The sequence below is a fragment of the Gordonia sp. NPDC003504 genome, from assembly GCF_053587995.1.
In genome coordinates this window covers 598,028-610,498 of record NZ_JBSFPC010000001.1, presented here as the reverse complement: position 1 = coordinate 610,498, position 12,471 = coordinate 598,028, and the positions used below count along the sequence as shown (strand labels likewise).

Below are 12,471 nucleotides of genomic sequence, written 5' to 3'. Positions count from 1 at the left end.
GATACTCCTGGGAAGCGCGACCGGGAGATGTCACACGGGCGGCGCGGATCGTCGCGCTGCGCGCCATGACTCGGCCCGTCACGGTCGGGATGCAAGTCCTCACCGTCGGAGCTGCGCTGCTCGCCGCAGCGATACTGGACGAGTGGGCCATCGCCATCGGGGCTGTCGTGTACATCATCGCGCTGTGGGCGCTGGTGTACGTGCAGAAGTCGCGGGCCCTGCGCCAGTTGATGGCGCCCGGCATGCGGATCGACGTGGCCGTCGACGACGATGGCTTCGCGCTGACGACTGCCCTCGGGGACGGTCGCCAGAACTTCACTGCGATCGAGTCCATCTCGCGGATGGGTGGCGTCGTCTTCATTCGATCCGCCGGCGGCAGTGAGGCGGTGCTCGCGCTGCCGGCGGCGGTGATACCCGGCCACATCGACGAACTGTGGTCATTCGCCATCCAACGGGCCGGACTCATGGCGACGGGCCCGCGGCCCTCATTCGCCCCGACGCCGAGCGGATTGACACCGCAGTTGTGGTGGCAGGCCGCCGAGGATTCGGCCACTCAGATGACCATTGCGGCGCTGCGGTTTCAGTTCGTCCGGCCGAAAACCCTCGTCGTCACCTGCGTGTATGTCGCAGTGCTGATCGCTCTGGCGATATGGCTGCGGAGCTGGTTCGTCCTGGCCGCTCTACCGATGTGCGTGGCGCTCGTGATCGGGATCGCTTGGTCCCGCGCCCGGCGAATGGGTGCCGCGACGGCCGGTCCCGGGATGTGGATGGCCAGTGCATCCGGTGATGCGGAGTTCGCCATGTGGAGCGCTAGTGGCCAGTTCGCCGTGTCCACAACCGATCTGCATGACATTCGCGGCCTCGGTGAGTTCGCCGTCATCCGACGGCATCGGGGCATCCCGCTGCTCGTGCCGACCGCGCTCATTCCCGTCGGGCACCCACGCCTGAGGGTCCGGTGAGCCGTGCCCCTCTTGTCGTTTACTAGGACAACCTAGTAACTTGTGATGCCGGTAACAGCTGGCGACAAGGGAGTGCATGATGGCGGCGGATTTCAGTGAGACCGGCTTCAGTGAGGCCACCACCGCATCGATCGCCACCGCCCGTGAACACTCGATCGGCGCGCTCCTGCACCGCAGTGCCCGGCGCACTCCGGACAAGACCGCCATCATCAACGGCGAGGTCATCCTCACCTTCGCCGAACTCGACACCGCGGTGAACCGCTGCGCCAACGCCCTGACCGAACGCGGCCTGCGTCGCGGTGACCGGCTCGCCCTCGTCAGCCACAACTGCTGGCAGTTCGCCGTGCTGAACTTCGCCGCGGCGCGGATCGGCGCCATCCTGGTACCCGTCAACTTCGGCCTCGGCGCCGACGAGATCGCGTTCATCTTGTCCCACAGCGGTGCTCGCGGCGTCGTCGTCGAGGACGCGCTGGGTCAGACGGTCATCGACGCCATCGACCGGGCCGCCGCGGTCATCGACATCCAGGGCTGGATCGCGTTGTCCGGCATGCCGGCACCCGACGGCTTCCAGGACGCCACCGAATGGATGAGTTCCGGCGACGCCACCGCTGTCGGCGTGGTCATCGGCGACGACGAGCCGGTGCGGATGATGTACACCTCGGGCACCGAGTCACGGCCCAAAGGTGTTCTGCTGTCCAGCAAATCGCTCATCTCGCAGTACGTGTCGTGCATCATCGACGGCGGCATGACCGCCGACGACGTGGAGATCCACTCGCTGCCGCTGTACCACTGCGCGCAACTCGACTGCTTCCTGTCCACCGACATCTACCTCGGTGCCACGAGCATCATCCTGCCCGCACCCGACCCGGCAGCGATCCTCGCCACCATCGAGTCGGCGCGCGCCACCAAACTGTTCTGCCCACCGACGGTGTGGATCTCGCTGTTGCGGCACCCCGATTTCGACACCCGGGATCTGTCGTCGTTGCGCAAGGGTTATTACGGTGCGTCACCGATGCCGGTCGAGGTCCTGCGTGAACTGTCCCGCCGGCTGCCCGACGTGCAACTGTGGAACTTCTACGGACAGACCGAGATGTCGCCGCTGGCAACGATTCTGCAGCCACACGAACAGATCGACCGCGCCGGATCGGCCGGACGCGCCTCACTCAACGTCGAGACCCGGGTCGTCGACGACGACGGGAACCCGGTGCCCACCGGCGAGGTCGGCGAGATCGTGCACCGCAGTCCCCATGCGACACTGGGGTATTACCGCGACGAGGAGAAGACCGCGGCGGCGTTCGCGGGCGGCTGGTTCCACTCCGGTGACCTCGGCATCATCGACAAGGACGGCTATCTCAGCGTCGTCGACCGCAAGAAGGACATGATCAAGACCGGCGGGGAGAACGTCGCCTCCCGCGAGGTCGAAGAGGCCATCTATCTGCTCGACGGGGTGGCCGAAGTGGCGGTTTTCGGTGTGCCGCACCCTAAGTGGATCGAGGCGGTCACCGCGGTCGTCGTGCCCAAGGAGGGTGCACAGCTGACCGAGGAGACCGTCGACGCGCACCTCGAGTCCATCCTCGCCGGGTATAAGCGCCCCAAGTACGTCGTCTTCGCCGACGCGCTGCCCAAGAATCCCAGCGGGAAGATCCTCAAGAGGGATCTGCGCAGCGAGCACAACGACATCGCCGGGCGCTGAGGTCTTTCGGCACCGCTCAGTAGCAAGGATTCCTCGCCGCCGGCACGCACCGTCACATCCGAGAGGCGGATACTCCACGGCTGTGACGATGATGACCTTGTCGTGCAGGTGTTGCGTCCTGCAGGTGTTGCGACACTGACGTATTCCTCCGGCATCTCGACCGTCGACCCCCACCGGTCGATCGCCACGAGGGTCGATCGTATGACCGACAGTCAGCGCTGACCGCTCCGGTGTCATGCCAGGATGTCGGGTCGGCGGACTTTCACGAGCTCATTGAATCGGGGAAACCATGATCGGCATCGACAACTACGTGCGATTGCTGCGGCTGATGTCGGCGGCCGACCTCGGGGACTGGTCGGAGTTTCCGGTGCGCCGGTTCCTGGACAGCCAGGAGTGGTGGATCCCCGGTGACGATGCGTACCGCACGGCGGTCGAGACGACCCCGCCATGGCTCGGCGCGACGTTGACGTCGTCGAACCGCCGAGATGGGTACACGGCGTTGGCAGTGCGGGTTGCCGACCACGCGGACAACGGCGACCTCGAACGTTGCGTGCGCGCCACCGAAACCTTCTTCGGCGAGCCGGCCCAACTGCTCGGTGGCTACGACTCGATGTCCGGCGGCGTCTTCCGGCAGTGGCGCAGACCCGACCACGGGCCGACGGGAACCACCTACTCTGTCGAGTTTCTTTCGGGCCGAATCGAACTCGCGCTCTACCCGTCCAGGGAGTTTGAGTACGAGTGGTCCAAGAATGTCGACTTCGGTGACGGTGCCAATGATGCGCCGCTGTCGCCGCTGTGGCTGGTCACCGGGCCCGGACCGCAGGAGAACCTCGGCGGCATGATGTTCCCGGGTGTACGGGTCGTCACCAACTGGGCCGACCTCGTGGATTCGATCCGTTACTCGATTCGCACGCTGGCGCGGGATCTGCGGGTCCTCGGCGACGGCATGTCGATCATCTTCGCCCCCGAAGGCCACGGCGAACGCTACGTTCGGTTCCTCATCGACGACGAGGACGGCTTCCTGTTCGCCGAGGCGGCACGCGGATGGGGCGGCCCCGACGACGCGACGATGACTGCGCTCGGCTGGACCACCCTGAACAACTATCCGGACTCCGACTGGGCATCCATCCATCCCGATCCGCTGACCGATTCCCGGATGATCGCGGAGCGGGTGGCCGCGACGCTGAAAGCCTACGGCGCGGTGCTTCCCGAGTTCGGCGGTGACGAGTCGCCTGGTCTGCTGTTGTGCCGTACCAACTTCGTGTCTGAGGGCCCCTTCGGTGGTGGGCTGTTCACCATCTACGGCATGCATGTCTCGGAAGCCGGAGGCTGAACGGTCGGCTCCTCTGCCGCCGCTGGTCGTGTCGAGGTCAGACACCCCCCGCCGGGGGCGAGCAGTGAGCTGCCGGCACCGCCGACCACGCCGAGCGGGCACCGCCGGAGGTGACGGCCGTGGTGATCCCGCAACAAGCTCGGCCAGCCGATGTCCGCCGGGTGAGGTACTTGGCGTCATCGGATCTGCATCACGTTCGTAGTGCCGACAGTCTGCTCAAGAGGCGCGGGACTCCGGTCACCGCGCGAGGTGCTCCGGCGCCCACGTGTGACAGATCGACCGGACTCACGATTGTCAGGGGACAGTCGTGGTCGTACAGGACGTCGACGAGGTGCACGAATCGTTGTGCCGGTTCTCGTCCCGCGGAAGCCAGCGTCGGAACGCCGGTCACCATCCAGGTGTCGTGGCGTTGCACAAGTTCCAGATAATCGATCGCGCCGAACGGCCGGCCGCAGATCTCGCCGAAATCCGCGGTCACAGAACCGGATTCGGCGCTACCGATAGTCGCCAGGGCACGCCCACGCACCGTGACCCGGGCTCGTTCGTGCCGGTCCGGCGTCGACGATGCGACCAACCACCGACCCGAAGCGAACCCTGTGGCGTGGCGGGCGAACTGACGGTAGTCCACACCGGTGTCGAATTCGATTGTACGGCAGGTGGTATGGATGAGATCGATGGTCGGCAGGAACTCGTGATGAAACAGCGGATGCGGCATCAGGTCGTCGGGATGGGTGTTGGAGGTGAAGATCAACGGGACGCCGATGTCGCTCGCCTGCTGCATCAGACGGTGCAGGAAGATCCCGTCCGCTCGGTCATGGATGTGCACCTCGTCGAAACACAGTACGGCGACGCCGGCGAGCAGATGATGTATCGCACCGTCGATACCGCCGTGATCGCGGATCAACACATGCAGCGTCGCGACGAACTCGTGCCAGTGGACGCGGCGTGGGGATTTCGGTGCAAGTGCGGTCACGTACGTGTCCATCAGCCAGGTCTTGCCCGATCCGGGAGGGCCGACCAGGTAGAGCCCGGCGTCGCCGGTCAGTTCCAGAGCGGCCCGGATCTGAGATGCGTCAAGTGCGAAACCGTCTCGGCGTGAGGCGAACTCGAACACCTCGAGGCCGATCCGGGGGATCGGGGCTCGTCGTCGACGGAGGTCGAACACGCCATAACTCTATCATCGTAGAGTTTGATTACACTGTGATCCATGCCTCGTCCCGACCGTCGATTGCTCATCTCCGACGCCGCTCTCGAACTCGCCGCGTCCGGCGGGACGCATGCGCTCACCCATCAGGCGATCGATCGTCACCTCGACCTGCCGAAGGGGTCGACGTCGTACTACTTCCGCACCAGGGACGCTCTCATCGGTGCCGCAGCGGACCGACTCGTCGCCGCATCACGCCGCGAGTTTCTCGAGAGTGTCGATTCCGGGAAGTCGGCACTCGATCTGATTGCCGACTACGCGGTCACCCTCGTCACCACGCGGCGTCGCGACGTTCTCGCTCGCCAGGCACTCCTGCTGGAACCCGGTCTGCCGACCGACGTCCGGTCACGGCTGGTCGGCTGTCTCTTCTCGATGGAGGCGGCCACCTCACTCACCACGACGCTCGGCGAGCCCGAGCCGGATGTGGCTGCGCGCGAGCTGATCACAGTGCTGGAAGGTGTTGTCTTCAGCCATACCCAGGGCGTGGATGCGCGCCGCGCCGCACGTTCGCGGCGGCGAATCATCCGGTCGTTGCTCGTCGACGTCTTCCCTCGGCTTGGTGCACGATGAAGACGCGTCGTGACGTGCCCGCGGTAGGCCGACCGCTCAGCCCAACGCGCCCAGCGCCTTCAACCGTTCATGCGCCTGACCCATGATCGACTGGATGAGTTGATCACAGCTGGGCAGGTCGTCGATCATGCCGACGACCTGTCCGGAGGCGAGCACTCCGGCATTGGTGTCCCCCTCGACCAGTCCGGCGCGCAGCAGCATCGGGGTGTTGCCGGCCATGATGATCTGTTGCCAGCTGCGTTCGCCGGACCTGCGCATCGCACGGCCGTCGCGCAGCATCGTCGTCCACTTCATCCCGGTCAGTTGCTTGAACTCGTTGGCGTTGCGTGCCGCTGCCACCAGGGCTTTGACGCTGCTGCCGCTCTCCAGGGCGTCGACCAGCGGTGTGCGCAGGACGCGGTGCGGCATCCCGTCGACCTTCACCGACACGACGGTGTCGCCGAGTCCGCGATGCAGATACTCCTGCTTGACCGCATCGGGCACCGCCGAATCCGAGGTGAGCAGGAAGCGGGTGCCCATGGCCACACCCTCGGCGCCGTAGGCGAGGGCCGCGGCCAGACCGCGGCCGTCGAAGAATCCGCCGGCCGCGACGACCGGCATGTCCGAACCGTTGGCGGCCAGCGCATCGAGCACGGACGGCAACAGCAGGGTGGTCGCGACCGGACCGGTATGTCCACCGCCCTCACCGCCCTGCACGATCACCGCGTCGGCACCCCAGGACGCCACCTTGACGGCGTGCTTGGCCGCGCCGATCGACGGGATGACCACCACCCCGTGGTCTTTGAGTTTGGCGATCAGTTCCTGCTTGGGCGCCAGCGCGAATGACGCCACCTTCACCTTCTCGCGGATCAGCAGATCGATGCGTGCCGGTGCGTCGGTGGCGTCGGCGCGGATGTTCACCCCGAAGGGCTTGTCGGTCAACGACTTCGTCTTGGCGATGGCCGCTTCGAGTTCGTCGTAGGTCATGGTGGCCGAGGCCAGGATACCCAACCCGCCGGCGTTGGAGGTCGCCGACGTCAGCGACGGCCCCGACACCCAGCCCATTCCGGTCTGCACGATCGGATATTCGATGCCGACGAGGTCGGTGAAGCGGGTCGACAATGCGGCGGCGCGTCCGGCGGCACTCATCTGGAGGGCACCTCCTTGTGGCGAACACCCTTGGGGTCGAGCACATCCCGGATCAGGGTGAGCTCGCTCTCCGACGGCTCGCGGGTCGGTGGGGCGCCGGCGAGACCAGTGATTTCGAATGACGTGTTCTCCGCGACCTCGTCGGCGCTCACCCCCGGATGCAGCGACAGGGCGCGCATCGTGTGATCGGGCCCGCCGAAGTCGAAGACCCCGAGATTGGTGACGACCCGGTGGATGTCGACGTCGTCGAAGGCAGGGTTGTCGGGATCGACTTTGTCGTAACCGATTCCGGCGACGATGTCGACGGAGTCGCCGAACACCCGCGCCGTGTGCCGGGGTACCCAGTAACTCGTCGGATGGTTGATCGTGTTACCGGGTGCCCCCCGCACCCCGAACATCTGCCGCGTGGGCTTCTGCAACGCCCCGAATGCGGACAGATTCTGGTTGCCGAAGCGGTCGATCTGGTTGGCACCCATGATCACATGACGCCGACCGGACGCGACGACGTCGAACACCTTGGAGAACGGCATCCAGCCCTCGATGGGACCGGTCTTCCCGATGGCCGGGGTGTCGGCGAAGATCAGTGCCTCACCGTCGGTGATCAACAAATCGGGCTCGAAGGTCAACCGCGCCAGGCGTGCGCCCAGAAGCGGGGTCGGAGCCATTGGGGAGGCCATGATCTCGCCCGCACCACGGAAGATCTCGGCACAGGCGACGACGCAGTACTCGGCGCGGGTCACCTCGATGACCTCGGTGGGAGCGGTGTTCGCGGTGGTCATTTCGATTCCTCCGGCTTCGCGTTCTCCTGTTCGGTGCGCCATGCGGTCACCTCACGCTGATATGTGGCCTCGTCGACGTCGAGGAAGCGACGATGAAACGCCGCCCACGCCTCGGGGTCCTTCGCCGATTCGACGTAGAACCGCTGGAACGACTCGTCGCGTCCGTAGTCACCGGCAAAGGTGAAATGTGCGCCGCTCGGTGCGTGCACCACGCGGTCGACATTCATCCGATTGAGCAACAACCTCTGGGTGGGAACCGATTTGACCAGCACCTCGGTGTCGACGAGTTGATCGGTCTCCAGGTAGCGGCGCGTGGCGGCCGCGCAGAACAGATCATCCATGTACGGATCGACACCGGTGTAGGCGGCGTTGCCGCGGGAGTCGGCGAGATCGAGATGGACGAACGCGGCGTCGAGCCGCAGCGCCGGCATGGCGATCAGGGTCTGGGTGCGGCCGTCGTCATCGGCGTAGGGCGATTCGACGGTCTTGAGTTCCCCCTCCCAGAAGGGGAGGACATCCGAACCGAGTCCGGCCCGGATCGGCAGGAACGGCAGCCGTGCGGCCGCGGCCTGCAGCCCGCACTTGACCATGCCCTCATCCATCTCACGGGCCTCGATCGCACCGGTGGTACGGGCATGGGCGAACCACGGATCGTAGAACGGCGCCGAATCCAGCGAGACGAATCCGTAGTAGGCGCGGCGGACCTTGCCTGCGGCGCACAGCAATCCGAGGTCGGGTCCGCCGTAGGTGACCACGGTGAGGTCGTTCACGTCGGAGCGGGCGAGGGCCCGGACCAGTGCCATCGGTTTGCGTCGTGATCCCCAGCCGCCGATGCCGATCGTCATCCCGTCGCGCAGTTCGCCGATGACGTCGTCGAGGGTGCTGGTCTTGTCAGTGGGTGTCGCAGTGGTGGGTGTCGCAGTGGTGGGTGCCGAAATCGCGGGTGCCGCCGTCATCTCAGGGACGTCCTGTCGTGTTGAGTGCTTTTCCGGTGGTCACGAACGCATCTCGATGCTCGTCGGCCACCCCGGCCAGGTTGAGCTCGAAGGTGTAGCCCTGCTCGAGCCGGTAGCTCGCCTTGACGTCGACCGGATCGATATGGTTGATCGCCGACTTCGCGGCGCGGATCACCCGGGTGTCCTTCGCCGCGATCTTCTCGGCCACCTCGGTTGCGGCGGAATCGAGTTCGTCGGCGGGTACCACCCGGTAAACCGAACCGAAGTGCAGCAACTGTTCGGCGGTGACGTTCTGCGCGGTGTAGTAAAGGGTGCGCATCATGTGCTGTGGTACCAGGCGGGCGAGATGTGTTGCGGCGCCGAGTGCTCCGCGGTCGACCTCGGGCAGCCCGAATACCGCCCCCTCGGATGCGACGATCACGTCGGCGTTGCCGACGAGGCCGATGCCGCCACCCACGCAGAAACCGTTGACCGCGACGACCACCGGGACCGCGCAGTCATAGACGGCGCTGAAGGCGGCCGCACAACCATGATTCGCCGCGATCAGCGCCTCGAAGCCGCTGGTCGCCTGCATCTCCTTGATGTCGACGCCGGCGTTGAAACCGCGCCCCTCGGCGCGCAGGACGACGACGTGGGTCTCGGGGTGCTCGCCGAGGGAGGTGATCTCCTCGGCGAGTTCGAACCAGGCCGCCGACGGCAGGGCGTTGACCGGCGGGAAGTTGACGGTGACGGTGACGACCCCGGTGTCGGTGCGTGTGGAGGTGATCGGCACGCGTGCTCCTCTCGGCAGAGCGGACTTGGGTCACCAGAACGATCTGGAGACCAACCAAGCAAGTGCTTGGTTGTTTGGTAGGGTAGCACCCATGACGGCGACGGTGCGTGCGAGCAGTGGATTCGATCTGGGGCTGACCGGCAAGGTCGTCCTGGTCACCGGTGGCGTGCGCGGCGTGGGCCTGGGCATCGTGCGGGTTCTGGCCGAATTCGGGGCGATCCCGGTGGCATGCGCCCGGCATCGCGACGACGCGCTGGACGCGGTGGCCGGTGCCGGTTTCGCCGCCTGCGACGTGCGCGACGAGGATGCGGTGGCCGACACGCTCGCCGGGATCGTCGCCGAGCACGGTCGCCTGGATGGCGCCGTCAACAACGCGGGTGGGTCGCCGTTCGCTCTCGCCGCCGACGCCTCGCCACGATTCGCCACCAAGATCGTCGAGCTGAACCTGGTGGCACCGCTGATCGTCGCCCGCGCCGCGCATGCCGTCATGTGCACGCAGGAGGGTGGCGGCGCCATCGTGAACATCTCGAGTGTGAGCGGACACCGTCCGTCGCCGGGGACCTCCGCCTACGGGGCCGCCAAGGCGGGGCTGGACAGCCTGACCGGTTCGCTGGCCGTCGAATGGGCGCCGCGGGTGCGGGTCAATTCGGTGGTCGCCGGGCCGGTGGAAACTGAACAGGCACACCTGCATTACGGCGACGACGACGGTGTCGCCGCGGTCGGACGCACCATCCCGATGGGCCGGATGGCCCGGCCCTCCGACGTCGGGACTGCGGCCGCATTTCTGTTGTCGCCGTTGGCCGCCTACATCACCGGCTCCACCCTCACGGTGCACGGCGGCGGCGAGCGGCCGGCGTTCCTGGCCGCGTCCACCGCGGGCAACGACGGCTGAGGGTCGTCGGCTCTCATACCTCGCGCGAAACATGCTCGAGCTTCAAAACTTTCCGGATGTCATTGAAAGGGAACAATCGTGGGTGATGCGGGATTGAACACCGGACGGGTGGTCGTGGTGACCGGGGCCGGCCAAGGGATCGGGCGGGCGCACGCGGTGGCGTTCGCCGCCGACGGGGCGAAAGTGGTCGTCAACGACTTCGTGCCCGTGGCCGCCGACGCCGTCGTCGCAGAGATCCGGGCCGCCGGTGGGTCTGCGGTGGCGGCACCGGGTGATGTGGCCGACTGGGAGACCGCGGCAGGCATCATCGCGACGGCCGTCGATGAGTTCGGTGCGCTCGACATCCTGGTCAACAACGCCGGTTTCGTGCGCGACCGGATGCTGGTGTCGATGTCCGAGGACGAGTGGGACGCGGTGATCCGCGTGCATCTCAAGGGGCACTTCGTCATGCTGCGTCACGCCGCGGAATACTGGCGGGCGCAATCGAAGTCGGGTGCGACCCGCGCCGCGCGGGTCATCAACACCTCGTCCGGCGCGGGACTGTTCGGATCGGTCGGGCAGGGCAATTACGTTGCGGCCAAGGCGGGTATCGCCGCACTCACCGTCCAGGCGGCCGCCGAGATGGGCGGGTACGGAATGACGGTCAACGCGATCGCGCCGGCGGCGCGCACCCAGATGACGCTCGGGGCGGGCGAGGAGATGGCCGCGCAGATGGCGGCGCCGGCCGACGGCTCCTTCGACGCGATGGACCCGGCCAACATCTCGCCGCTCGTACTGTGGCTGGCCTCGCCCGAATCCGGGTCGGTGACCGGCCGCGTATTCGAGGTCGAGGGCGGCAAGATTTCGGTCACCGACGGCTGGCAGCGTAGCGTCGAGCGGGACAAGGGGGATCGGTGGTCGCCGTCGGAACTGGGGCCGGTGATCGCCGAGATCCTGGACAAGGCACCGGTGCCGATGCCGGTGTACGGGGCGCGCTGACCGGCAAGGCGCGCTGACGACGCAGGTAGCATAGCCGAGTTACGGCCGGCCACAACAGATCTGGGGATCAATGACCGAGTTCGTCGAACAGTCACGGGTCGCGGCCGCCAAAGCCTACGTCGACGCGCTGGTGTCCCACGATGCATCCGGGGTGTCCCTGCACCCGGACTGCACCCGCGTCGAGTTCGGGATCAAAACCGGCCGCAACGGTCCGCACATCGCGAAGAGTCTGGAACGCGGGCCTCAGTTCCGGGTGATCACGAGGATCAGCGGATTCGAGGCCACCGTCGACGGGCACAGCGTCACCACGCGCTACTTCGTGCATGTGCGACCGAAGGTCGCGGGGCTTGCGGCGCCCGTCTCGGAGACGTTCGTCGTCGACGAGGATCTGCGCATCCGGGCCATCGTCGCCCGCTTCGGGGTGCCGCGGCGGGTGGACTGACTCCTCGCGGAGACGACGAACGCGGCCCGCGAAGGCGAGCCGCGTCCGTGGTAAGCGTCGGGGTTCAGGCGCCCGGGGCGCGCACCACCATCGGGACACCCGGGAAGTAGGCGGCCATCTCCGAGCGGGACTTGCGCAGCGCCGCGGTGCCGAAGCCGTGCTTGCGGTGCTCCGGGTGAATCCAGATGCGCACATCCACCTCGCCGGAGGTGAGCTCGCCGAAGACGAAGCCGACCTTCGCGTCGCCCTCGGTGGCGACCAGCCAGACGGCCTCCTCCTTCTCGACGCGGTCGGTGGCCTTGGTCAGCTCGTCGTCGAGGTCACCCGCGGGGGCGCCCGAGCCGTCGCCGGCGACGCCGAGTTCTTCGGTGCGCACGGCGAAGAGATCGGCGTCGAGTTCGAGGGCGAACGGCCGCAGGTCCAGGGTGTCGCCGCTGCTGGCCGGGCGTTCGGCGAGGGTGAAGGTCAGCGCGTTGTTGAGGTCGTCGAGTTCGGCCTGATTCTTGCGGCGCTCGCTCTTGGTGAGCTGATCGAGTTTCATGTCGAGGATCGCCTCGGCGCCGAGCTGAGACTTGTCCAGTAGGGCGGCGAGAGCGGCGGCCGCCTCATCGTGATCGTCGGCCTCGACGATGGTGTCGAGGACCTCGTGGCGGCGTTCGAGCGCGGTCAGAAGGGCATCGGTGATGTCGCGGCGGGTGGTGGCCAAGTCCAGATCTGTCATGACGTCGATCCTAGTGAGCTACCGGTAAGTAGGATGTGCAACAC

13 protein-coding genes are annotated in these 12,471 nt (G+C 66.7%); 7 read left to right on the top strand and 6 right to left on the bottom strand.

Features of this window, described 5'->3' with window-relative positions:
- The first annotated feature begins 65 nt into the window (after nucleotides 1-65).
- The 3 genes from ACWDPV_RS02680 to ACWDPV_RS02670 all read left to right on the top strand — a co-directional run bounded on the left by ACWDPV_RS02680 (nucleotide 66) and on the right by ACWDPV_RS02670 (nucleotide 3,985).
- Nucleotides 66-959, top strand: coding sequence for a hypothetical protein (locus ACWDPV_RS02680; RefSeq protein ID WP_449741646.1), 894 nt, complete (start codon nucleotides 66-68; stop codon nucleotides 957-959).
- A 76-nt stretch (nucleotides 960-1,035) separates the two neighbouring features.
- On the top strand, nucleotides 1,036-2,652 hold the full coding sequence (locus tag ACWDPV_RS02675; RefSeq protein ID WP_449741645.1) for an acyl-CoA synthetase: 1,617 nt from the start codon (nucleotides 1,036-1,038) through the stop codon (nucleotides 2,650-2,652).
- Between the two features lie 289 nt (nucleotides 2,653-2,941).
- Entirely contained in the window at nucleotides 2,942-3,985 is a 1,044-nt protein-coding gene (locus ACWDPV_RS02670; protein WP_449741644.1) for a TY-Chap domain-containing protein, read from the top strand.
- A gap of 190 nt (nucleotides 3,986-4,175) precedes the next feature.
- Here the strand turns inward: ACWDPV_RS02670 and zapE are convergent, their stop codons facing one another.
- Nucleotides 4,176-5,150, bottom strand: a complete 975-nt coding sequence (gene zapE / locus ACWDPV_RS02665; RefSeq protein WP_449741643.1) for a cell division protein ZapE — start codon at nucleotides 5,148-5,150, stop codon at nucleotides 4,176-4,178.
- Between the two features lie 42 nt (nucleotides 5,151-5,192).
- On the opposite strand from zapE, the gene ACWDPV_RS02660 reads away from it, so the two are divergent.
- Nucleotides 5,193-5,759: a TetR/AcrR family transcriptional regulator gene (locus tag ACWDPV_RS02660; RefSeq protein WP_348810100.1), complete on the top strand. Its 567-nt coding sequence runs from the start codon at nucleotides 5,193-5,195 to the stop codon at nucleotides 5,757-5,759.
- A 36-nt stretch (nucleotides 5,760-5,795) separates the two neighbouring features.
- On the opposite strand, the gene ACWDPV_RS02655 is transcribed toward ACWDPV_RS02660, so the two are convergent.
- From ACWDPV_RS02655 to ACWDPV_RS02640, 4 genes are read right to left on the bottom strand one after another with little or no spacing between them, the layout of a single operon-like run.
- Nucleotides 5,796-6,887 carry an NAD(P)H-dependent flavin oxidoreductase gene (locus ACWDPV_RS02655; protein WP_348810099.1) on the bottom strand — a complete coding sequence of 364 codons (1,092 nt, stop codon included), beginning with the start codon at nucleotides 6,885-6,887 and terminating at the stop codon, nucleotides 5,796-5,798.
- Nucleotides 6,884-7,666, bottom strand: a complete 783-nt coding sequence (locus ACWDPV_RS02650) for a CoA-transferase subunit beta (RefSeq protein ID WP_449741642.1) — start codon at nucleotides 7,664-7,666, stop codon at nucleotides 6,884-6,886. Before ACWDPV_RS02650 ends, ACWDPV_RS02655 begins: the two co-directional genes overlap by 4 nt.
- The gene (locus tag ACWDPV_RS02645; protein ID WP_449741641.1) at nucleotides 7,663-8,622 is read right to left on the bottom strand and encodes a CoA transferase subunit A; all 960 of its coding nucleotides are present in this window, start codon (nucleotides 8,620-8,622) and stop codon (nucleotides 7,663-7,665) included. The genes ACWDPV_RS02650 and ACWDPV_RS02645 overlap by 4 nt, the downstream gene beginning before the upstream one ends.
- A 1-nt stretch (nucleotide 8,623) precedes the next feature.
- Nucleotides 8,624-9,394, bottom strand: coding sequence for an enoyl-CoA hydratase family protein (locus ACWDPV_RS02640; RefSeq protein ID WP_449741640.1), 771 nt, complete (start codon nucleotides 9,392-9,394; stop codon nucleotides 8,624-8,626).
- A 91-nt stretch (nucleotides 9,395-9,485) separates the two neighbouring features.
- Here ACWDPV_RS02640 and ACWDPV_RS02635 point away from each other — a divergent pair, with 91 nt between their 5' ends.
- From ACWDPV_RS02635 to ACWDPV_RS02625, 3 genes are all read left to right on the top strand, one after another.
- The gene (locus ACWDPV_RS02635; RefSeq protein WP_449741639.1) at nucleotides 9,486-10,286 is read left to right on the top strand and encodes an SDR family oxidoreductase; all 801 of its coding nucleotides are present in this window, start codon (nucleotides 9,486-9,488) and stop codon (nucleotides 10,284-10,286) included.
- Between the two features lie 93 nt (nucleotides 10,287-10,379).
- Entirely contained in the window at nucleotides 10,380-11,264 is an 885-nt protein-coding gene (locus ACWDPV_RS02630; protein ID WP_449741887.1) for an SDR family oxidoreductase, read from the top strand.
- 70 nt (nucleotides 11,265-11,334) lie between these two features.
- Nucleotides 11,335-11,706: a hypothetical protein gene (locus ACWDPV_RS02625; RefSeq protein ID WP_449741638.1), complete on the top strand. Its 372-nt coding sequence runs from the start codon at nucleotides 11,335-11,337 to the stop codon at nucleotides 11,704-11,706.
- Between the two features lie 64 nt (nucleotides 11,707-11,770).
- On the opposite strand, the gene ACWDPV_RS02620 is transcribed toward ACWDPV_RS02625, so the two are convergent.
- Nucleotides 11,771-12,427, bottom strand: a complete 657-nt coding sequence (locus ACWDPV_RS02620; protein WP_449741637.1) for a GNAT family N-acetyltransferase — start codon at nucleotides 12,425-12,427, stop codon at nucleotides 11,771-11,773.
- Between the last annotated feature and the right edge of the window lie 44 nt (nucleotides 12,428-12,471).